The following is a 22,084-nucleotide window of genomic DNA, read 5'->3' as shown; positions in this document are numbered from 1 at the left end:
CGGCGCGGGCGTCAGCCCCGCTGCGGTCCGTTTTGCATCCCATCGATCTCTTCCCAGGTGTAAAGGCTGTTCAGCACCTCGCACAGCGCCTTTTTGGACAGCCGCGGCGGCAGGCCCAGCCGCTTCAAAAATGCATACCGTTCTTCCCTGCTCCCCGCCGTGCCCGAGAGGCCCCATGCGTAAAGGTCCGCGTAGGTGATGGCCCGCCCGGCGCGCTCCGCCGTCCGCTGCGCGCCCGCGGCCAGCACCGCCTGCCGGAGCGCCTGCACGTCGAAGCCCTCCACCCCCAGCAGGCCCTCCTTGCCGGGAACGGCTTTGCGCCGCTCCTTGCCCGCCACCGCCGGCACATAGGCGTGGCGCACATGTTCCGCCCCCACCAGGTCCGCCACAAAGCGTCGGATGCGGAAGCCTGCGGCGTCCGGGTCGGTGAGAAGGATCACCCCCCGCTGCCGCCCCAGTTCCCGCAGCAGCGCCTGGGTCTCCCTGTCCTTGAAGATGGCAAATCCGTCGGTGGTCAGGATCAGGGCGTCCACCGCGTTGGCAAGGGCCGCCGCGTCGTAGCGGCCTTCCACCACCAGCACCTGCCGGACCCGCGGCCGTCCGCCCGTCACCGGGCGCCTCCCGCCGCCGCCAGGCGGCACAGAGCGGTTTGCAGCAACACGTCCGGCGCTGTGGGCGAGCCGCCCTTCAGGTCGTCGTCCAGTTCGGCCAGCACCCCAAGGCAGGCGCCCAGCTGCGCCAGTGTGTAGCGGCTGGCGTTTTTGCCGCTGATCTGCAGGCGGGTGGGCTTTCCAGTATAGCCGAAGTCCTTATGAACGCGGTTGAAATCCAGCTTCTGCATCTGGGCGGCCTTGACCCGGTACATATCCACAAAACTGCTGGCCAGGGCCGCGGTGATGGCGATGGGGTCGGTCTTGAGCCGCAGCAGCACCTCCAGAATCTCACAGGCGCGGGCGGCGTTTCGTGAGGTGACGCAGCGCACCATGTCAAACACATCCGCCTCCAGATTGCGGGTGCCCATCTCCACCACCAGCGCGGGGGTGATCTCGGTGTAACCGCTGGCCGCTGCCAGCTTGTCCACCTCGTTTTCCAACAGATACATATCCTGCCCGCACCGCTCCAGCATCGCGGCGGCCGCGTTTTCCGAGAGTTCGGTCTCAAGTTCATGGGCACGCTGGCGCAGCAGCGCCCGCAGCTGCTGGGGGCCGGGATGGACCAGCTGCGCCGCGTAACCCGACTTCTCGCACAGGGCGATCAATTTTTTTGCCTGTTTGCCGATCTTCAGCTGCCCCCGCTCCTCGCTGAACACGCTGTAAGCCACAAAGGCGGCGTTCTCCGCGCTGGCCAGCACATCGCACACCTCGTCCAGATCCTTTTCCCCGTAGGCGGCGGGCTGCAGGTCCGGCAGCGACACGATGCGGCGCGTGCCGAAAAAGGAGATGGTGCCCGCCGCCATGACCAGTTCCTCCACGCCGGGGGCGGGGCCTTCCAGCACCGTCACCTCGCCGTCGGTAGCGGCCGCCAGTTCCGAAAGGGTCTTCTCGGCGGCAGCCCGCGCCAGGAACAGGTCAGAGGAGTAAAAATAGAAGATGGGGGCGCCCTTTTCCAGCGCTTCACGCCACTGGGTCTTGTTGTAAAGCATAGGTTCCTCCCCTCAACACCACCGCCCTGCCCGGCCGGATCAGGACCCGGGCACTGCGCGGCGCATAGTACAGATCGCATTGCCGCTGTGCCTGCCAGTCGCAGGCCATGCGGGTGAGCAGCGTTTTTGCCCGCAGGTTGCCCGGCGCGGCGCTGCCCGTCACCGCCAGATCCACCTGCACCGGCGTGCCGGTGTTGGCCGTTCCCGAGGGAACGGCGATCTTGTAGCCCCTGATATCCAGCACTACCAGGCACCCTTTCCGCAGCCGGATCGCTGTCGTCATTATATCACATACGGCGGCACTGTGGGCCTCGTTCACCCCAAAATCCTTCAGGGAAAGGGTATGTACCGCTTCGGGCGGCGGCGAACTTGCGCCGGTGCGCAGGTCTACCACCCATTGCGGCCGTTCAATGCCCCGGCTTTGGAGATACTCCCGGACCTGCTCGGCATTGGCATCGCCGCCCCGGAACACCACCACCGCCTGCCGGTCCTGTACCGCCACGACGCAGGGGCTGGCGGCGCTGCCCACCACGGCGATCTCCACCGTGTCACGCTGCAGCATCGCTGCCCAGACAATGCCCAGTAACAGCAGCGGCGCGATCGCCAGGCATGCCAGCCGCCGAAAGCGCAAACGCCACCCACAGAGCGCGACAGCCCCCACCGCCGCCAGCACGATGAGGGTATACTCCCGGGGCAGCGGCAGACGGGCCAGCGGCAGCGCCGCGCAGAACGCCGCGATGGCGTTGAGCAGCTTTGCCAGCAATCCGCCCGCCAGAGAGAAAGCGCGGGCAGCAAACTCCAGCCACGGAAAGAACCCGCAGCTGCCGGCCAGCATGCCAAAGACCACGCAAAAACCCACCAGCCGAAGCGCCAGCAGATTTGCCAGTACCGACACACCGCTGACCGCAAGCCCGCCCAGCAGCTGTACCGGCAGGGTGAACAGAGCCGCGAACACCGTGGGCAGCAACAGGTCGGCCGCATAAAAACGTATTTTCACCAGCGGCGGCGTCTCCTTCTTATCGCTGGCATCCGGGCGAAGCGAGCGAAGGACACCGCCCGCCAGCACCACGCCAAGCGCGGCGGCAAAGGAGAGCTGAAATGCCAGGTCGCACACGGCATAAGGGCCCTGCAGACTGATGAGCACGGCGGCCAGCCCCATGGAAGTGAGTGAGTCGGCGGAAAGCAGGAACAGATCCCCTGTGTAGAAAATCAGCGCGCCAACACCCGCCCGAAGCACCGAAGGGGTGAAGCCGGTAAGAGCCATCATAAACAGAACAAGGCCGAGGGCCGCCAGCGCCCGAAGACGGCGGAACCGGCCGCCGCTCCGGGTGGCGAACACGCCGCACACCAGGCTGAGATGCAGCCCGGACACCACCAGCAGATGTGAAATGCCGGCGGCACGATAATTTTCGACAACATCGTCGGGCAGGCGGCTTTTGTCGCCGCTGGCCACCGCTGCCAGCACTCCGCCCTCGTCGCCCGGCAGATAGCGTGCCGCATTGGCGGCGAACTGCTGCTGAAAACGGCGCAGCGCGTAGAGGATGCTTCCGCTTTCTCCCGCCGGTTCCGGCGATTCCAGACACTCGGCCTCCAGATAGACCCCGTCCGCAAGGCTGGAGTACAGATAATCATCCTCGTCCAGCGCCTCCGCCAACAGAGACACCCGGAATCGCTGCCCCGCCTCACAATCCGGGAAGACGTCCACCGCCACCAGCACCCCGGCCAGGTTCCGGCCGTCACTGTCTGTGCCCGTCAGCTTCAGCCGCACGCGCGCGGTGTCCTCCGCAAAGCCCGGCTCGGCGCTCACCACCTCGGCCAGCGTGTCCACCCGCCGCCCGACCAGTGCAAGCGCCGGCCGCACCTGCGTTGTAAAGCCTATGCACTGCACAGAGAATCCGATCAGGATCGCCGCCGGCAGAATGCGGACCGTGCCGCGTTTTCCGCAAGCGCAAGCGATGATGCACCCGCATACAAAAACTGCCGCAAGCGGCAAAAAAGCCGCCGGCGGCAGACTGACAGCAGCCAGCTGGGTGAGGATGTATGCGCCGCCAAAAACGGCAACCGGGCGCCTCATGGTGCTCAGTGCGGGAACAGCGGCAGTTTTTCCAGATACACGATATCCGTCCGGTCGGCGGCGTCGCCCTCCGCCAGCACGGCTGCCCGCGCCACCACGGTTCCGGTGCTGCGGCCCACCAGTGCTTCCAGCGCGTGCAGCGAACCGCCGGTGCTGATGACATCGTCCACGATCAGCACCCGCTTGCCGTTCATGGCGTCAAGGTCCTTGCGGTCGATCACCAGCTTCTGTTTTCCGCTGGTGGTGATGGATTCATCTTCCACAACCACCGGGTCACTCATGTAAAGTTTAATACCTTTACGGGCAGGAATGTACAATTTCCCGATCTGGCGGCCCATCTCATAGGCCAGAGGGATGCCTTTGGCCTCGGCGGTGACGATCACATCGAACTCCGGGCAGCGCTTCAGCAGTTCCTCGGCGCAGGCCACAGTGAGTTCCACATCGCTGAACATCACAAACGCCGCAATATCCAGATGCTCGTTGACGGCACAGATGGGCAACTCACGGGTGAGCCCTGCCACCTGCAGCGAATAGGTTTTCTGAGACATTCAAGTTTCCTCCTGTATCCACAATTGCACAGGTCAACAACAGCGTACTTTACGCGCCGTCCGGCGGCGTGAAATCAGCCCGGAGGCCAGGCGAGGCTGCGCTTTGCCAGCACATGAAAGTGCAGGTGCTGCACGCTTTGGCCGCCGTCTTCCCCCACATTGGTGACCACCCGGTATCCCTTTTCACAGCCCAACTCGTCGCACAACCGCGCGATGGTGGCAAACACATGGGCCAGCAGCGCTCCGTCCTTTTCCTCCAGCTTGGCGGCGGAGTCGATGTGAGTCTTGGGGATCACCAGAAAATGCACAGGCGCCTGGGGATTGAGGTCGTAAAACGCCAGGATGCGATCGTCCTCGAACAGCTTGTTCGAAGGGATCTCGCCTGCCGCGATTTTGCAGAACAAGCAATCGTCCATCAACAGTCTCCTCCTTTCGGAATGATCGCAGCGCCAGGCCGGTGCGGCCCGGCGCTGCGTTTCGTCAGTTTTTCAGGCCTGCAGGATGCCGGCAACGATGCCGGGCACCGCGTTCAGCGCCTCGTCGATCTTGGTGGCGTCCTTCAGACCGGCCATAGCCAGGTCGGGCTTGCCGCCGCCGTTGCCGCCGGCGATCACCGCAATCTGCTTGACCAGGGCGCCCGCCTTAAGGCCGGCGTCCTGGGCGCCCTTGCCGCAGGAGACCACCAGGGTGATCTTGCCGTCGGTGCTGCCCACCAGAGCGCTCACCGCGTTGGGCGCCTTGTCGCGGATCTTTTCACCCATGCTGCGCAAGGCTTCCGGAGCGGTGCCGGAGAAATAAGCGGAAACGATCTTGATGCCGTTCACGTCGGCGGCGTTCTGGAACAGGCCGTCGATCTTGCTGGCGGCCATCTCGCCCTTCAGCTGTTCCAGTTCCCTGGTAAGGCTCTTGACCTCGGAGGCAATGCCCTCGGCGCGCAAGGGCAGGTCCTTGAGGTTGTTCACCTTCAGGCTGCCGGCCACCTTGTGCAGCATCTCGGTGCGCTCGTCCAGCAGGCGCAGCACGCCGGTGCCGGTGGTACCCTCGATGCGGCGCACACCGGCCGCCACGCTGGACTCGCTGAGGATCTTGAAGCAGCCCAGCTGGGCGGTATTGCTCACATGGGTGCCGCCGCAGAACTCGGTGGACCAGCCGCTCACATCCACCACGCGCACGATCTCGCCGTACTTCTCGCCAAAGAGGGCCATGGCGCCCATCTTCTTGGCCTCGGCCAGGGGCATATTCTTCACGGTGACGTCCAGCGCTTCAAAGATCTTCTGGTTGACGATGTGCTCCACCAGCGCCAGTTCCTCGGGGGTGACAGCGCTGAAATGGGTGAAGTCAAAGCGCACCCGCTCGTCGTCCTCGTAGGAGCCGGCCTGATGCACATGGCTGCCCAGTACCTCGCGCAGGGCCTTTTGCAGCAGATGGGCGGCGGTGTGGTTGCGGGCGATGGCGCGCCGACGGCCCTTGGACACGCTGGCGGTGGCGCTCTCGCCCACGATGGCGGTGCCCTCGGTCAGGGTGCAGGTATGCACAAAGAAGCCCTTGGGAGTCTTTTTGACCGCCCTCACTTCCAGCCGCGCGCCGGAAGCGGTAACAATGGTGCCGGTGTCCGCCACCTGGCCGCCGCTTTCGGCATAGAAGGGGGTGCGGTCCAGCACCACCAGCACGCCCTCTTTGGCGCCGTCGTCGGTGGAGACCGCCTCCAGCAGCTCCTCCCCGTCGGAGAGGGCCAGCACCGTGCCCTTGTCCTCCAGCACATCATAGCCGGTGAACACGGTGGGTGCGGCGTTCAATTCGCCGAACAGGTCGGCGCTCCAGCCGGAGATGTCCCGGGACAGACGATCCTGCCGGGCCTTCTCCTTCTGTTTTTTCATCTCCACCTGGAAGTTCTCTTCATCCACCGTGATGCCCGCCTCGGCGGCGATCTCGCGGGTCAGGTCCAGGGGGAAGCCGAAGGTGTCGTTCAGCTTGAAAGCGTCGATGCCGGAGAGGATCTTCTCCTTGCCGGAGAGCGCCGCCTTGGTGATGTTGTCGATCAGGCCGTTCAGGATGTTCAGGCCCTGATCGATGGTCTTATAGAAGCGCTCCTCCTCGGTGCCGATGACCTTTTTGATGTAGTCGGCGTGCTCCTCCAGTTCGGGATAGCCGGCCTTGTTCTCATGGATGACCGTGTCCACCAGTTCAGTGAGGAAGGGGCGGTCGATGCCCAGCATCCGGCCGTGGCGGGCGGCGCGGCGCAGCAGGCGGCGCAACACATAGCCGCGGCCCTCGTTGGAGGGCAGGATGCCGTCGCTCACCATAAAGGTGGTGGAGCGGATGTGGTCGGTGATGACGCGGATGGAGATGTCGGTCTTCTCGTCCTGGCCGTAGATGTGGCCGCTGATGCGCTCCACATGGTTCAGGATGGCCCGCACCGTGTCCACCTCGAACAGGTTGCCCACATTCTGCATCACACAGGCCAGACGCTCCAGGCCCATGCCGGTGTCGATGTTGGGCTTTTCCAGCCGGGTGTAATTGCCCTTGCCGTCGGAGTCGAACTGGCTGAACACCAGGTTCCAGACCTCCATATAGCGGTCGCAGTCGCAGCCCACCTTGCAGGTGGGCTTGCCGCAGCCGTGCTCGGGGCCACGGTCAAAGTAGATCTCGCTGCAGGGGCCGCAGGGGCCGGAGCCGTGCTCCCAGAAGTTGTCCTCCTTGCCGAAGCGGACCATATGGTCCTCCGGAACGCCCACCTCTTTGGTCCAGATGTCCCAGGCCTCGTCGTCGTCCTGGTAGACCGAGATGTACAGCAGGTCGGCGGGGATCTCCAGCACGCCGGTCAAGAACTCCCAGGCCCAGTGGATCGCCTCGGTCTTGAAGTAATCCTGGAAGCTGAAGTTGCCCAGCATCTCAAAGTAGGTGCCGTGACGGGCGGTGATGCCCACCCGCTCGATGTCCGGGGTGCGGATGCACTTCTGGCAGGTGGTCACCCGGTGGCGGGGCGGCTCCTCCTGGCCCAGGAACCACTTTTTCATGGGGGCCATGCCGCTGTTGATCAGCAGCAGGCTGTTGTCGTTCTTGGGCACCAGCGGAAAGCTGCCCAGGCGCAGGTGGCCCTTGCTCTCAAAGAAAGAGAGGTACTTTTCCCGCAATTCATTCAGACCGGTCCATTGCATCGTTACAAATCTCCTCTTTATGAATTTGGATTCAGCCGGACGGCACAGCGAAAAAAACAGCCTCCGCCCCCTTTGCAGGGACGAAGGCCGAAACGCTCCGTGGTACCACCCAGATTGCGGCCCCGAAGGAGCCGCCGCTTTTGCGCCCGTTAACGCCGTGCCTACGCCCGGCTCGTCACCGGGGGCTCAAGGGTGGCTTGTGTCGCGCTTTTGGCCGGGACCTTTCACCAGCCGGTCCCCTCTCTGTATGCCCCGCACGCCGTTGGCCCTATCGCAGCCATTTTGCTTGTTTTACGTTGCAATTATACCGCCCTCACGCGTTGTTGTCAACACCGTTTTCCGCCTGGGAGGCCGCTGTTTCGGCATTTTCCAGCGCCGTGTACTCCCCCGGCTCCAACCAGTAGAGCGCTTCGCAGATCTGCGCGAAGATTTCGCCGCAGCTGACCGCCGGTTCGGGCACGCCGTCCTGCATGACCACAATGGTGTAGCGGGGCTGCTCCGCTGGCCAGAAGCCGGCGAACCAGTAGTTCATCAGCTCCTCGCCCGCCTCGTTGTAGGTGCCGGTCTGGGCGGTGCCGGTCTTGCCCGCCGCCCGGCCGTGCTGGGGTTGGGCGTCCTTTCCCAGGCCGTTCTCCACCACGCTCTCCAGCATCCCGCACAGGATGTCCGCGTTCTCCTGACCCATCACCCGCCGGCTCTCGGGTGCATAGAGAGACTGCACCGCGGCGCCGGTGTTCTCATCGATCACCGCTTCCAGAAAGCTGGGGGTTCGCCATACCCCTCCCGCCGCGATGGCATTGAAGGCCCCCGCCACCTGCACCGGCGTGGCCAGCAGTTCCCCCTGGCCAAAACTGAGGCTGGCCAGCTGGCCCAGGTCCTCCAGGCGGTCGGCGTCCGGCAGGTTGCCCTCCGCGCTTTGCAGCCCGCCCGCGAGATACACCGCATCCCCGAAGCCGAAGTCCGCGGCGGCCTCGTTCACCGCGTCCCCACCCAGCTTGAGCCCCAGTTCGATAAAGAAGCAGTTGCAGCTTTTTTCCAGGGCGCTGGTCAGGTTCATCCGTCCGTGGGCCCGGCTGAGGGCGCAGCGGTAGACATGGCCGTTCAGGTCCACCGAGCCCTCACAGTCATAGGTGTACCAGTCCCAGGTCTTTTCCAGTGCGGCGGCCGCCAGCACCGGCTTGAACACCGACCCCACATTGTACTGGCACAGCACCCGGTTGAGCAGCGAGGTATCCTGGGCCTGGATGCTCTTTTCCACCGCCGTGGGGTCGAACTCCGGCACGCTCACGCTCGCGCGCACCCGGGCGCTGTCCACCTCCAGCACCAGGATGCAGCCCCGGGTCATATTCTTTTGCGCCACCCCTTCGCAGGCGCGCTGGATGGTCTCATCCAGGGTCAGCATGACCCCGTCCGCCTGGCCCTGCCGGGTGACGAGCTGCGGCTCGCTGCCCTGCACAAGATTGCCCTGGGCGGTGGTGACGCACTGGACGCTCTGCAGGGTGCGCTGGCTGCCCAGCACGTCATCAAAGGCCAGTTCCAGCCCGCTTACCCCCTCGCCTTCTCCATTCACATAACCCACCAGATGCGGCGCCAGAGGGACGGGAAAGTATCGTCCCGGAACGGCATAGGTGTAGATGCCCTGGTCGGTGAGGTCCTGCCCCACCTGCACAAGAAAGGGCTCATTGGAATTGCGCCGGCTGTACAGCAGCGATTGCTGCGCGTAGGGCACATAGTTGAACAGCCGGGAATAACTGCTCTCACCGGGTATGGAAAGGGCATAGTATTCCACCCCGTAGGCGGTGAGGTTTCGCCCCTTGCAATCATAAAGATTCCCCCGGGAATACGCCAGCGGCAGGGTCGTCACCGTCTGGGCCTGGGCGGTGTCGGCATACTCCCTGTTCTGAGCCAGCACGAACAGCCGCCCCAGCACTATGCTGAACGCTGCCAGCAGCGCGCCAAACAGCGTCACAAGACGTCTTGTGGTCAAATCGCAGCGCCTCCTGTCTGCCGGCCTTTGCGCGCGGCCGGTCTCACAGAGAGTATGGCCCGGTGCGAAACGGCGCAATCACCCCCTGTCGGGCGCGCTTGCGGGGCGTCTTTTCCCATTCCCGCCAGACGCAAAAAAATCCGGACCCGCCTGAAATTCAGGCGGGTCCGGACACTGCTTACCGGATGGGTGTGCGGCTTAGTACATGCCGCCCATGCCCATGTCGGGCGCGGGGGCCGCGGGAGCGGGCTGCTCCGGCTCGTCGGCCACCAGGCTCTCGGTGGTCAACACCATGCTGGCCACGCTGGCGGCGTTCTCCAGAGCGGAACGGGTCACCTTGGTGGGATCCACGATGCCGGCCTCGATCATGTCGCAGTAGACTTCCTTCTGGGCGTCGAAGCCGTAGTTGATCTTGCCGGCGCTGAGGATCTTGTCGATGATGACGCTGCCCTCCAGGCCGGCGTTCTTGGCGATCTGACGCAGAGGAGCCTCCAGGGCTTTCAGCACGATCTTGGCGCCGGTGCGCTCGTCGCCCTCCAGGGTCTCGCAGACCTTGGAAACAGCGGGGATGGCATTGATGGGGGCGGTGCCGCCGCCGGCCACGATGCCCTCTTCCACAGCCGCCTTGGTGGCGTTCAGGGCGTCCTCGATGCGCAGCTTCTTGTCCTTCATCTCCACTTCGGTGGCAGCGCCGACCTTGATGACGGCCACGCCGCCGGCCAGCTTGGCCAGGCGCTCCTGCAGCTTCTCCTTGTCGAAGTCGCTGGTGGCAACTTCCATCTGGGCGCGGATCTGAGCCACGCGGTCCTTGATGGCCTGCTTGTCACCAAAGCCGTCCACAATGGTGGTGGTCTCCTTGGTGACCTTCACCTGGCGGGCACGGCCCAGCATATCCACGGTGGCGTCCTTCAGCTCATAGCCCAGTTCCTCGCTGATGACCTGGCCGCCGGTGAGGATGGCGATATCCTGCAGCATCTCCTTGCGGCGGTCGCCGAAGCCGGGAGCCTTGACGGCCACGCAGGTGAAGGTGCCGCGCAGGCGGTTGACGATCAGGGTGGACAGAGCCTCGCCCTCAATGTCCTCGGCGATGATGACCAGCTTCTTGCCGCTCTGAACGATCTGCTCCAGCAAGGGCAGCAGGTCCTGAATGACGCTGATCTTCTTGTCGGTGATCAGGATGTAGGCGTCGTCGATGACCGCCTCCATCTTCTCGGTGTCGGTGACCATGTAGGGGGTGATGTAGCCGCGGTCGAACTGCATGCCCTCCACGACCTCGGAGTAGGTCTCGGCGGTCTTGCTCTCCTCGATGGTGATCACGCCGTCGGCGCTGACCTTCTCCATCGCCTCGGCGATCAACTCGCCCACGGTGGCGTCGCCGGCGGAGACGGTGGCCACACGGGCGATGTCCTTGGAGCCGTTGACCTTCTTGCTGTTGGTGGCAAAGGCCTCCACGGCGGCCTTGACGGCCTTCTGCATACCGCGCTTCACATCCATGGGATTGGCACCGGCAGCCACGTTCTTCATGCCCTCGCTCACCAGAGCCTGGGCCAGAACGGTGGCGGTGGTGGTGCCGTCGCCGGCGGCGTCGTTGGTCTTGGTGGCCACTTCGCGCACCAGCTGAGCGCCCATATTTTCAAAGGCATTCTTCAGTTCGATCTCCTTGGCGATGGTCACACCGTCGTTGGTGATCACGGGGCTGCCGAACTTCTTGCCCAGCACCACGTTGCGGCCCTTGGGGCCCAGGGTGATCTTAACGGTATCCGCCAGGGTATCAATGCCGGCGCTCAGGGCCTTGCGAGCCTCTTCGCCGTGCAGGATCTGTTTAGCCATAATCATCTATCTCCTTTTCGTTCGATTCTTACGAAAGAATTACTCTTCCACGATGGCAAGAATATCGCTCTGCCGCACGATGGTGCACTCCTCGCCGTCCACCTTGACCTCGGTGCCGGAATACTTGCTGGTGAGCACCTTGTCGCCCACCTTGACGAGCATCTGCACTTCCTTGCCGTCCACCATACCGCCGGGGCCCACTGCCAGCACAACGGCCACCTGGGGTTTCTCTTTGGCGGAGCCGGCCAGAATGATGCCGCTCTTGGTGGTTTCTTCGGCTTCCACGGTCTTGATCACAACGCGATCAGCCAAGGGTTTGATCTGCATAAGAATGCCTCCTGTTCGAACTATAAAATAATTTGCATTACTAAAACTTGTTTAGCACTCATTGTCCCCGAGTGCTAATATATATTTTATCCACTTGCATAACAAAAATCAAGAGGGAAAATTTAAAAATTTTTGTGAACATACGATTTTGATATTTTCCCCGCGCAACCTTCGCCGACAAAAACAACCGCCCTTTGCCGGGCGGTTGTTTTTGTCGGCAGACTCCCAGTCAGAACATATCAGTCTCCGGCAGGCAGGATGATCCGGGCGGCAAGGGGGCACACCCGGGCCGACACGCCCATGCGCTCCTCGCACTCCCCGTCCTCGGTGACGACAATGGGCCGTCCGTCCAGCACCTCCACCTGCACACTGCGCACCCTGCGGAAAAGCGCGATCTTTTGGAACGACGGGGCCACCTGCCCATTTTGGATGTGCGCCCCTTTTTTGTAGTCGCCGATGACCCGCGCCACCGCCAGCCGTCCGATCTTGCGGATGAGCACAAGATCCAGCAGGCCATCCTGCATATCCGCCTCGGGCGCCGCAACGTAGCCGCCGCCGTAGGCCTTTCCGTTGCAGATGGCCAGCATCAGGAAGTTGCCGGTGATGACCTCGTCGTCCGCCTGTACCCGCAACCGATGTCCCAGCGGCCCACAGATCGCCTGTACGATGGACAGATTATAGGACATCGTACCGCCGCAGAAAGGCAGACGGCGAAATTTCGGGATGCCATAGGCGACCTGCGCGTCCAGCCCGGCGGAGCAGATGGTGGTGGCGATCCCCTTTTCCGTCTGGATCAGGTCGATGTCCATCACCGTCCCGCGCATCATCCGCTCCAGGTCCAAAAACGGCTCCCGCTCGCCGAAATTCCGCACAAAATCATTGCCGCTGCCGCAGGGAATACAGCCCACCGCCGCATTGCCGTAGCCATAGGCGCCCCGGATCACCTCGTTGAAGGTGCCGTCGCCCCCGCAGGCGTACAAGCGCACATCCCCCGGCGCCCGCGCCTGCTCTTCGGCAAGCTTTTTGGCGTGGCCGGCATACTCTGTGAGCAGGATCTCGCAGTCGATCCCCATTTTTTCGGCTGCCGAAGTGATCTGCGGCACCAGCGTGCCGCTGGGGTCCGCTTTGCCGGAAACCGGGTTGACGATGAATACATACCGCATTTTCTGCGTCTCCTCACATCAATATTTAGCCGCGTGCGCGCCTCACGGCAGCGCACAACACCCGGAAGCCGATCTCGCCTGCATGAAGGCCTCGATCTCCTCCACGGTTTTGGGAATGGACGCCGTCAGCACCTCACAGCCGTCACGGGTGACCAGAAGGGTGTCCTCGATGCGTATGCCCAGCTGCAGCTCGTCGAAATAGAGCCCCGGCTCCAGGGTGAACATCATATTTTCCTCCAGCGGCGCGTTGTCGTCGCCCACGTCGTGCGTATACAGGCCAATGTAATGACCCGATCCGTGAAAATAGTATTTTGCGATCTCCTCCGGCCGCTCGATCATGCCGATGCGGACCAGTTCCCGGGCCATCACCTCCCGGCTGATGCCGGCCAGTTCGTTTTTGGGCTGGCCGGGGCGGGCTGCGGCGATGGCGGCCTCCAGCCCCTTGAGCACCACATTATACAATGCTTTCTGTTGGTCGGTGAATCGGCCGCTGACGGGAAACGTCCGGCTCACATCCGCCGCGTAATACCCGCACTCCGCGCCGAGATCGAACAGGATCATCTCCCCGTCCCGTATCCGGCGGTCGTTGGCGGAATAGTGCATCACACAGGCATTGGCGCCGCTGGCCGCGATGGTGGCAAAGGCGTGGCGGGCGTTGGCGCTTTTGAGCACAAAGTCAAAATAGGCCTCCGCCTGGTACTCATACATACCGGGACGCAGGTGCGCCAGCATACACTTTACCCCGTCCGCGGTGACGTCGCACGCGCGGCGGTGCAGGGCGATCTCCTCGTCCGTCTTTACCTGACGGAGGAGCGCCAGATCCTGAAAGGTGTTACGGATGGGGATGTCCGGATACTTGGCGCGGATCTCCGCCGCGAACTTCTGGGCCTGGGTCATGTGATCCTCGCCGCTCCAGTTGGCCATATCCACATAAATGCATTTGACGCTGCCGGGCCAGCTGAACAGCGAGAATTCCTCGCGGAAGGCGTCGAGGTATTCCACCCGCTGAATGCCCGTTTCCGCCTGCACGCTCTCCCGGGTGCTGCAAACGCCCTCCCAGCGCTTCATGCGCTCGTCGGCGCGCCGGATGTACAGCACTTCCTGGACCCGGCCGCCGCGCTTGGTCATTTTCAACACCGCTTTGGGCTGGTCAAACCCGGTGAGATAATAGAAGTTGGCGTAGGGTGTGAACGGGTACAGTTCATCCCCCTTGTCCGGCAGTTCATTCCCGGCGAAAACGAAGGCGGCACAGTCGTCCTCCAGCAGTTCGGCATACCGTTTTCGGCGGGAAGCGTGGAACTCTTTGCTCACCATGTGGCTTGTCTCCTTTGTGATCTTTATGTGCCTATTTTACCATAGATGCGTTGGTATTCCAACCGAAAAACAGTCCATAAAACCCGCTTGTATTCCCTGTCGGCCCTCGCGCCGCAGCGCCAAATGTGCCCGCCGGCCCGCCGCCCATCCGTCCCGCAGCAGGCGGACAGCTCTCTTCACGCAAGGCACGGCATTCCGGCACAAGGCGCGGCCGGCCGTTCTGTAAAGCTATTTACCGGCACACACCTGTCGCATCAAACCAAAAGCCCTCCGGGCGTACCCGGAGGGCTTTGTGCTTACTGTATGGGGTCGTTTTGAGCGGCTCAGCCGAAGTAACGCTCCAGCAGGCCCTGCATGCCGCGGCCGTGACGAGCCTCGTCCTTGGCCATCTCATGAACGGTGTCATGGATGGCATCCAGGCCCAGCTCCTTGGCCTTCTTGGCCAGATCCATCTTGCCGCTGCAGGCGCCGCACTCGGCGTCCACACGCATCTGCAGGTTCTTCTTGGTGCTGTCGGTCAGCACCTCGCCCAGCAGTTCGGCGAACTTGGCGGCATGCTCCGCCTCCTCAAAGGCGTAGCGCTTCCATGCCTCGGCGATCTCGGGGTAGCCCTCGCGGTCAGCCACACGGCTCATGGCCAGGTACATGCCCACCTCGCTGCACTCGCCGTTGAAGTTCATGCGCAGGCCCTCGATGATGTCCTCGGGAACGCCCTCCTTGGCGATGCCCACCACATGCTCGGTGACATAGGTGTTCTCGACCTTCTCCACGAACTTGTCCTTGGGAGCCTTGCAGACGGGGCAGAACTCAGGGGCTTCGCCCTCGGCGATGTAACCACAAACGGTGCAAACAAACTTCTTGGTCATTTTCTCTTCCTCCAAATCATTTTATATGTTTCGCATTGAAACGGTCCCTATTAATAGGAATCATTCTTTGTTATGGTCACAGTATAGCATACTCTCAAGAGTTCGTCAACAGGAAAATCATGAAAAAGCTATGAATTTTTCCGTGGGGCGCGGGGATCGGTGGAAAATCCCATTTTCCCCAGTGCCGGCAGCAAAGCGGCCAGGCTTGAACTGGTGACAAAGCCCATGCCAAGGCCGAAAATGATCATGATGGGGGCATAGGTAAGGGCCAGGGCGCTGCTGAGCAGGAAGCTGGCGGCGATCAGCTGGCCGATGTTGTGGCCCAGCGCACCGCACACCGAAAGGATGAACCAGGTGGGGCGGCGGGGCAGCTTGTAGAGCGCCCACATCACCAGCAGCGAAACAAGGCCTCCGCTGAGGGACAGAAGCCCCGCCGTGACGCCGCGGGTCAGGCCCACAAAGAAGGCTTTGAGGAGGTTGAGGGTGAGCGCCTGGGGAAAGCCCATGAAGAACAGCGCGTACATGACCACGATGTTCGCCAGGCCGATCTTGACGCCCGGAATGAGCCCCAACAGCGGCGTGATGGCGCTCTCCATGAAGGACAGCGCCATGGCCAGCGCGAACAGCAGGCCGGACAGCGCCACCTGGCGTGTTTTGTTGTTTCGCATGGTGTTCTCTCCCTTTGTTGACAGCCTTTGACTGGTTATCAGTCTAAGCCGCTTTTTTTCATCTGTCAAGAAAAACGCGCCGGATTTGACTTTGCGGGCGTTTTCTCTTATAATAGGTGCAAACCTGTCCCCCTGAAACGGGCGACGACACGGAGGTGATTCTATGCGCCGCAGACATCTGGCAACGGCGGTCTGTTGCATCCTTGCTGTGCTGCTGGCGGGGTGCGGCTACAAAGACGGTACATACAGCGCGGAATTTACAAATTTCGACAGCCTGGGCTACAAAGACCGGCTCCAGATCACCGTGACCGACGGCGTTATCACCGACGCCCAGTTCGACGGAGTGAACGAGGAGGGCGGTCTGAAAAGCGAGGACGAGGCCTATGCCGGCCGGATGCGCCCGCTGTGCGGCACCGACCCGGCCGGGATCCGGCAGTATTACAGCGAGGCTTTGACGGGGCTGAAGGACCCGAAGGACCTGGAGGTGGACGCCGTAAGCGGCGCGACGGTGTCGGCCCAGCATTTTGCGGCGCTCTGGCAGGCGCTGCAAACGCCCATGAAGAAGGGAGAGACCGACCCGGTGACGGTGGCGGATATCCCCGAATTTTCGCCCGCGGCAAGCACCGATGAATAATGTGTTAAAATTTGGCACACACTTGCACTGAGACTTGCAATCCCAAGGGATATAGTATAGAATTTTCGTAGGGTTTTTCAAAAAGGAGAGTACGACAAATGAAAAAGATCGTTTCGCTGCTCATGGCAGTTCTGCTTTGCTCGTTTGCGCTGGCCGGCTGCGGCGGCGGGTCCGAGACCGCTTCTTACAACCTGTCCGATATCGTGGCCGCGGTGGAAAAGGTGAACCCGGTGAGCAATCCCCGGGACGTGGACGACAACTTCATCCAGCTGGATATGCTCCTCACCCCTGACAACATCGCGGAATACGCCGGCAAGGTGAGCAACGACCAGGGCAACAGCGCGCTGATCGTGGCCATCAAGGCGGTGGAGGGCAAAGCCTCCGCCGTGCAGGAGGAGCTGAACGCCTACAAGACCAGCATCTCCACCGGCGGCCTGTACGCCGAATTCGCGGACATGGAGGCCATGGCCGCCGACGCCCGCATCGTTGTGAAGGGCGATTATCTGGTGATGGTGGTGGCCAACACCGAGGGTGCCGATTACGCCCAGATCGACACGGCGCTGGACGAGGCGCTCAAGTAAGGCGAACCGCGCTGAAAGATAAGGCCGATACCTGCGTTTTCCAGGTACCGGCCTTTTGTGTGAAAGGGAGGGTCGTTTTTTGATCTTCAGCACGATACTGTTCTTGTTCCGCTTTCTGCCCATCACCCTGGCACTGTACTACATCGCGCCGCCCAGGCTGAAAAACCTGGCGCTGTTTGTGTGCAGCCTGGTGTTCTATTCCTGGGGCGAGGTCAAGTTCTTCCCCGTCATGGTGGTGCTCATCCTCATCAACTATATCTGCAGCCTTTTGATGGAAAAGTTCGACGGCAGCGTGAAGGCGCGGCGGGTGCTGCTGGTGGCGTCCATCGTGGGCAGCCTGTCCATGCTGGTGTTCTTCAAATACACCAATTTCCTCATCGGCACCGTGAACAGCCTGTTCGGTCTGTCCATCGGGCTGATCGAGGCGGCCACCGTGCTGCCTTTGGGCATCAGCTTCTACACCTTCCAGACCATGAGTTACTCCATCGACGTCTATCGCCGGGACGTGCCCGCCGAACACAACATCATCAACTTCGGTGCCTATGTGGTCATGTTCCCCCAGCTGATCGCCGGCCCCATCGTGAAATACCGGGACGTGGCCGCTCAGCTGCATGTGTACAAAAACCGGTACAGCCTTTCCCAGATCCAGGACGGCATCTGCCTGTTCGTGTTCGGCCTGGCAAAAAAGGTGCTGCTGGCGGACATGATCAGCCAGCTTTGGTATGACATCATCGGCCAGTGGTCCGGCGGGACGCTGGATATTGCGGGCATCGGTCTGGAAAACGCCAGCACGCCCCTGGCGTGGCTGGGTCTTCTGGCCTACAGCCTGCAGCTCTACTTCGACTTCTCCGGCTACTCTCTCATGGGCATCGGCATGGGCAAGATGCTGGGCTTCGACTTCCCCATGAACTTCAACCTGCCCTATATCGCGTCCAGCATCACCGACTTTTGGCGCCGGTGGCACATCACCCTCTCCAGCTGGTTCAAGGAGTATGTGTATATCCCGCTGGGCGGCAACCGCCGCGGCATCAAGCGCCAGATCTTCAACATGTTCGTGGTGTGGGCCCTCACCGGCATCTGGCACGGCGCGGACTGGAACTTTGTGCTCTGGGGCATCTACTACTTTGTGCTGCTCACCATCGAAAAGGTCTTTCTGCTGGATAAGCTGAAAAAGGGCAAGGTGTGGCCCCACATTTACACCCTGTTCCTGGTGGCCGTTGGCTGGGCGCTGTTCGTGGGCAACGAGAGCGGCGTGGGCCTGTCGCTGCTGTTCCAGAAGCTGTTCATCCCCAGCGGCGGCGTGGGCTGTCTGTACTTCCTGCGCAACTACGGCGTGCTGCTGGCGGTGTGCATCGCCTGCTGCACTCCCCTGCCGCTGAAGATCTACGACCGGATCAAGGACAACACCTTCCTGCGCATCGCGCTGGTGGGGCTGCTGCTGGTGTTGTGCATCGCGTATATCGTGGCGTCCACCAACACGCCGTTCCTCTATTTCCGTTTCTGAGGGGGTGCGAGAGATATGAAGGAAAAATGGAATGAACTGAAAAAGTATCCCCTGCTGGTGCTGTTTTTTGTGTTCCTGTTCGGGTTTATGTTTCTGGACATGGCCTGGCCGAAGCGGGAATACAGCGACCTGGAGCGCCGTGATCTGGCCCAGGTGCCGGAGTTCAGCCTGACGAAACTGTTTGAAAACGTCTGGACCAGCGAGTATGACACCTACACCAAGGATCAGGTGGTGGGCCGGGACATGTGGCTGCGGCTGCAAAGCCGCAGCGAGAGCCTCGTGTTCCAGAAGGAGGAGATCGGCGGTGCACTGCTGGGCGACGACGAGATGCTCTTCACCCAGACGCTGGCCCTCAAGCCCACTGAGGAGCGCATTTTGAAGGGCAACATCCAGCAGTCTTCCCTCTTTGCCCAGCGCTACCCGGGCAAGGTGACCCTGCTGCTTACCCCCTCCTCCAGCCTCATCTATGCCGACAAGCTGCCCGCGAACGCCCCGCTGCTGGACGAAAACGCGCTGCTGGATACCATCTTTGAAATGCACGAGGGCGCCAACTGCCTGGACCTGCGGGATGCCTTCAGCGCCGCCGCGGCTGACACACAGCTGTACTACAAAACCGACCACCACTGGACCACTGACGGCGGCGCCTATCTGGCCTACCAGGAATACTGCCGCAGCCTGGGCCTTACCCCCATGGAGGTGAGCGCCGAGGATTTCGGGCAGGTGCCGGACTTCTGGGGCACCACCTACTCCAAGTGCCTGCGGTGGGACCAGACGCCGGACACCATCGCCTATCTTGATACTCCCGTGCAAATGACGGTGTGGAAGACCGACGCCCGGGGCGAGGCCACCGAGCCGCTGTTCACCAGCGGCCTGTACGAGATGGAAAAGGCCGAGACCGGTGACAAGTACGCCCTGTTCCTCTACGGCAACCAGGCCTACACCACCATCCAGGGCACCGGCGAAGGCCGGCTGCTGGTGGTGAAGGACAGTTACGCCAACTGCTTCGTTCCCTATCTCACCGAGAACTACGCCGAGATCTGTGTGGTCGATCCCCGCAGCTACCGCAACAGCATCGACGCGCTGATGCAGCGGGAACAGTTCGACCAGGTGCTGCTGCTGTTCAGCTTCCAGACCTATTCCACCACCAACATCGCCAGCTACCTGGCCGCCTCGGCCACCGCCGGCTGAAACACTTTTGAGGCTCCCGCGCCATCGCGCGGGGGCCTTTTTTGTTGCCGCAGGCCCCACTTTTTACGGACATTTTACATTGCGGGGTGGGAAAACAGCCGCAAATGTTTTATACTGGAAGCGGATAAAATCGCCCGGTCCCGCCGCAGCGCCCCGCCCGCCTTTCGGGGGGGCACAGTGCGGCACCGCACCGGGTTTGAAGGGAGAACATCATGTCGGTGATCTACGTTTTGGAGGACGACAACAGCATCCGCGAACTTGTGGTGTACACGCTGAACCACTCCGGCCATGAGGCCCAGGGCTTCGGTCTGCCCAGCCAGTTCTGGGCGCAGATGGCCAAGGCCGCGCCCGATCTGCTTTTGCTGGACATCATGCTGCCCGAACAGGACGGCATTGAGATCCTCAAGCAGCTGCGGGCAGAGCCCGCCACCCGCAAGCTGCCGGTGATCATGCTCACCGCCAAAGGCAGCGAATACGACCGGGTGCTGGGGCTGGACAGCGGCGCCGACGATTATATCCCCAAGCCCTTCGGCATGATGGAACTGGTGGCGCGGGTCAACGCGCTGCTGCGCCGCACGGCCCCCGGCGAACAGGCCGTGGAATACAAGGCCGCGGGCCTGACCGTCTGTCCCGCCCGCCACCAGGTGCTGGCGAACGGCAAGCCGGTCACCCTGACACACAAGGAATTTGAACTGCTGAGTCTGTTGATCCAGTCTCCCGGCATCGTGTTCACCCGTGAGCAGCTGCTGCGGGAGGTGTGGGGCTACACCTTTGACGCCGAAAGCCGCACGCTGGATGTGCATGTGCGCACCCTGCGTCAGAAGTTGGGCGAGTGCGGCAGCTGCATCGAGACGGTGCGCGGCTCCGGCTACCGCATCCGGGAGAACGACCAATGAGCAAACGGATCTTCCAGGCGATGATGGCCGTCACCCTCACCACCCTTGTGGTGTGCATGGTCCTGTTTGTCGCCATCCTGTTCCCCTATTTTGAGACGCAGCTGTCCAACGAACTGATGAACGAACTGGCCTATCTTGTTCCCAACGTGGAGCAGGAGGGCGTGGGCTATCTGGAACAGCTGCCCCAGGGCCAGAACCGCCTGACCCTGATCGACGCCGACGGCACCGTGCTCTTTGACAGCAAATCCGACCCGGCCCGGATGGAAAACCACGCCGACCGGCAGGAGGTGCAGCAAGCCATGGCGAGCGGCACGGGCCAGAGCAGCCGCTACTCCGAAACGCTGGCCAAAAAGACCATCAACTGCGCCATGCGGCTCTCCGACGGCCAGGTGCTGCGCATCTCCAGCACCCAATATTCCAGCATGGCCCTTCTGGTGAGCCTCACCCAGCCGCTGTTCCTGGTGCTGATCTTCGCGGCGCTCATCGCGGTGACCATCGCCTACAAGCTGAGCCAGCGGCTGACAAAACCGCTGAACGAGATCGATCTGGAACACCCGCATGTGAATCAGGCTCCCTACGAGGAACTCAAGCCCCTGCTGCGCCGCCTGCATCATCAGAACCACCAGATCAAGGAGCAGATCCAACAGCTGCAGGCGCAAAAGCGCCAGTTCACCGCCATCACCGACAATATGCGGGAAGGATTTCTGGTGCTGGACGCCGACGGCCTGGTGCTCTCCTACAATTCCAGCGCCACCCGCCTGCTGCAGCCGGAAAAGCCGCTGGACGGGCACAACATCCGTGACCTGACCGACCAGCCGGACTTTCTGGAAGGGCTGCGCAGCGCGCAGGAGGGCGAACATGTGGAGTGCCTTGTGCCGCTGCACGGGCGGGTGTGCCAGCTGCTCGCGAACCCGGTCTATCAGGAGAGCACGCTCACCGGCATCGTGCTGGTGCTGCTGGACGTGACCGAACAGCAGCAGCGGGAGGGTCTGCGCCGGGAATTCAGCGCCAACGTGTCCCACGAGCTGAAAACGCCCCTGACCTCCATCGCCGGCATCGCCGAGATCATGAAGAACGGCATGATCGACCCGGCGGACGTGCCCCACTTTGCCGGCAAGATCTACGATGAATCCCAGCGATTGATCCAGCTGGTGCGGGACATCATCCGCATCTCCCAGCTGGACGAAAACAATGTTCCCGACACGCCAGTGCCGGTGGAACTGAAGGAGTGCGCCGCCCGCACCCTCGCCCGGCTGGAAAGCGCCGCCGAGGCTGCCCATGTGACCCTGCGGCTGGAAGGTGGAGAGGCCACCATCCAGGCGGTGCCGGCCATCCTGAACGAAATGGTGTACAACCTGTGCGAGAACGCGGTGAAGTACAACCGGCCCGGCGGCAGCGTCACCGTGACGGTCAGGTCCGACGCCGGCCATGCCATCCTGCAGGTGGCGGACACCGGCATCGGCATCGCGCCCGAGCATCAAAGCCGGGTGTTTGAACGGTTCTACCGGGTGGACAAGAGCCACTCCAAGGAGATCGGCGGCACCGGGCTGGGCCTGTCCATCGTCAAGCACGGCGCTGCCTTCCACCACGCCCAGGTGGAACTGGAAAGCGCCCTGGGCAAGGGCACCACCATCCGCCTGATCTTTCCCAAGCACGCCGCGCTGTGACATTCGAAGGCAACGTTGAACGAAAGCGCCCCCTGGC

At 62.3% G+C, this 22,084-nt stretch carries 19 protein-coding genes; 6 read left to right on the top strand and 13 right to left on the bottom strand.

Going from position 1 to position 22,084, the window contains the following annotated elements; all coding sequences use genetic code 11:
- Positions 1 to 11 precede the first annotated feature (11 nt).
- The 13 genes from ACH2A7_RS01750 to ACH2A7_RS01690 form a co-directional block, all read right to left on the bottom strand.
- Positions 12 to 611, bottom strand: a complete 600-nt coding sequence (locus ACH2A7_RS01750) for a toprim domain-containing protein (RefSeq protein WP_394959457.1) — start codon at positions 609 to 611, stop codon at positions 12 to 14.
- Positions 608 to 1,642, bottom strand: a complete 1,035-nt coding sequence (gene holA / locus ACH2A7_RS01745) for a DNA polymerase III subunit delta (RefSeq protein WP_394959455.1) — start codon at positions 1,640 to 1,642, stop codon at positions 608 to 610. The genes ACH2A7_RS01750 and holA overlap by 4 nt, the downstream gene beginning before the upstream one ends.
- Entirely contained in the window at positions 1,614 to 3,503 is a 1,890-nt protein-coding gene (locus ACH2A7_RS01740; RefSeq protein ID WP_394959453.1) for a ComEC/Rec2 family competence protein, read from the bottom strand. Before ACH2A7_RS01740 ends, holA begins: the two co-directional genes overlap by 29 nt.
- Positions 3,504 to 3,721: 218 nt before the next feature.
- The gene (locus tag ACH2A7_RS01735) at positions 3,722 to 4,264 is read right to left on the bottom strand and encodes a phosphoribosyltransferase family protein (protein ID WP_394959451.1); all 543 of its coding nucleotides are present in this window, start codon (positions 4,262 to 4,264) and stop codon (positions 3,722 to 3,724) included.
- A gap of 74 nt (positions 4,265 to 4,338) precedes the next feature.
- Complete coding sequence (locus ACH2A7_RS01730) at positions 4,339 to 4,680, bottom strand: histidine triad nucleotide-binding protein (RefSeq protein WP_394959449.1); 342 nt, start codon at positions 4,678 to 4,680, stop codon at positions 4,339 to 4,341.
- Positions 4,681 to 4,752: 72 nt separating this feature from the next.
- Entirely contained in the window at positions 4,753 to 7,422 is a 2,670-nt protein-coding gene (alaS, locus tag ACH2A7_RS01725; RefSeq protein ID WP_394959447.1) for an alanine--tRNA ligase, read from the bottom strand.
- Positions 7,423 to 7,735: 313 nt separating this feature from the next.
- Positions 7,736 to 9,409, bottom strand: coding sequence for a peptidoglycan D,D-transpeptidase FtsI family protein (locus tag ACH2A7_RS01720; RefSeq protein ID WP_394959445.1), 1,674 nt, complete (start codon positions 9,407 to 9,409; stop codon positions 7,736 to 7,738).
- A 198-nt stretch (positions 9,410 to 9,607) separates the two neighbouring features.
- Positions 9,608 to 11,239: a chaperonin GroEL gene (groL, locus tag ACH2A7_RS01715; protein WP_394959443.1), complete on the bottom strand. Its 1,632-nt coding sequence runs from the start codon at positions 11,237 to 11,239 to the stop codon at positions 9,608 to 9,610.
- A gap of 39 nt (positions 11,240 to 11,278) precedes the next feature.
- The gene (gene groES / locus ACH2A7_RS01710) at positions 11,279 to 11,566 is read right to left on the bottom strand and encodes a co-chaperone GroES (protein ID WP_394959442.1); all 288 of its coding nucleotides are present in this window, start codon (positions 11,564 to 11,566) and stop codon (positions 11,279 to 11,281) included.
- A 239-nt stretch (positions 11,567 to 11,805) separates the two neighbouring features.
- Positions 11,806 to 12,729 (bottom strand): diacylglycerol/lipid kinase family protein, encoded by a 924-nt coding sequence (locus tag ACH2A7_RS01705; RefSeq protein WP_394959440.1) that lies wholly within the window; start codon positions 12,727 to 12,729, stop codon positions 11,806 to 11,808.
- A gap of 42 nt (positions 12,730 to 12,771) precedes the next feature.
- Complete coding sequence (locus tag ACH2A7_RS01700; protein ID WP_394959438.1) at positions 12,772 to 14,043, bottom strand: aminopeptidase P family protein; 1,272 nt, start codon at positions 14,041 to 14,043, stop codon at positions 12,772 to 12,774.
- Between the two features lie 323 nt (positions 14,044 to 14,366).
- Positions 14,367 to 14,909: an NADH peroxidase gene (locus ACH2A7_RS01695; protein ID WP_394959435.1), complete on the bottom strand. Its 543-nt coding sequence runs from the start codon at positions 14,907 to 14,909 to the stop codon at positions 14,367 to 14,369.
- Positions 14,910 to 15,037: 128 nt separating this feature from the next.
- Positions 15,038 to 15,577 carry a Gx transporter family protein gene (locus ACH2A7_RS01690; RefSeq protein ID WP_394959433.1) on the bottom strand — a complete coding sequence of 180 codons (540 nt, stop codon included), beginning with the start codon at positions 15,575 to 15,577 and terminating at the stop codon, positions 15,038 to 15,040.
- Between the two features lie 163 nt (positions 15,578 to 15,740).
- On the opposite strand from ACH2A7_RS01690, the gene ACH2A7_RS01685 reads away from it, so the two are divergent.
- The 6 genes from ACH2A7_RS01685 (at position 15,741) to ACH2A7_RS01660 (ending at position 22,047) form a co-directional block, all read left to right on the top strand.
- Entirely contained in the window at positions 15,741 to 16,211 is a 471-nt protein-coding gene (locus tag ACH2A7_RS01685) for an FMN-binding protein (protein WP_394959431.1), read from the top strand.
- Positions 16,212 to 16,309: 98 nt separating this feature from the next.
- A complete protein-coding gene (locus tag ACH2A7_RS01680; protein ID WP_394959429.1) occupies positions 16,310 to 16,792 on the top strand; it encodes a DUF4358 domain-containing protein in 483 nt (160 codons plus the stop codon).
- A gap of 79 nt (positions 16,793 to 16,871) precedes the next feature.
- The gene (locus tag ACH2A7_RS01675; protein ID WP_394959427.1) at positions 16,872 to 18,296 is read left to right on the top strand and encodes an MBOAT family O-acyltransferase; all 1,425 of its coding nucleotides are present in this window, start codon (positions 16,872 to 16,874) and stop codon (positions 18,294 to 18,296) included.
- Positions 18,297 to 18,311: 15 nt separating this feature from the next.
- Positions 18,312 to 19,484 carry a DHHW family protein gene (locus ACH2A7_RS01670; protein WP_394959425.1) on the top strand — a complete coding sequence of 391 codons (1,173 nt, stop codon included), beginning with the start codon at positions 18,312 to 18,314 and terminating at the stop codon, positions 19,482 to 19,484.
- 218 nt (positions 19,485 to 19,702) lie between these two features.
- Complete coding sequence (locus tag ACH2A7_RS01665; protein WP_394959737.1) at positions 19,703 to 20,380, top strand: response regulator transcription factor; 678 nt, start codon at positions 19,703 to 19,705, stop codon at positions 20,378 to 20,380.
- A complete protein-coding gene (locus ACH2A7_RS01660; RefSeq protein WP_394959423.1) occupies positions 20,377 to 22,047 on the top strand; it encodes an ATP-binding protein in 1,671 nt (556 codons plus the stop codon). Before ACH2A7_RS01665 ends, ACH2A7_RS01660 begins: the two co-directional genes overlap by 4 nt.
- Positions 22,048 to 22,084 lie beyond the last annotated feature (37 nt).

The organism is Candidatus Allofournierella merdavium (genome assembly GCF_944382735.1).
GTDB classification, from domain to species: Bacteria; Bacillota; Clostridia; order Oscillospirales; family Ruminococcaceae; genus Allofournierella_A; species Allofournierella_A merdavium.
Note: the sequence above shows the minus strand (reverse complement) of the source record. Positions and strands in the feature narration are given on the sequence as shown.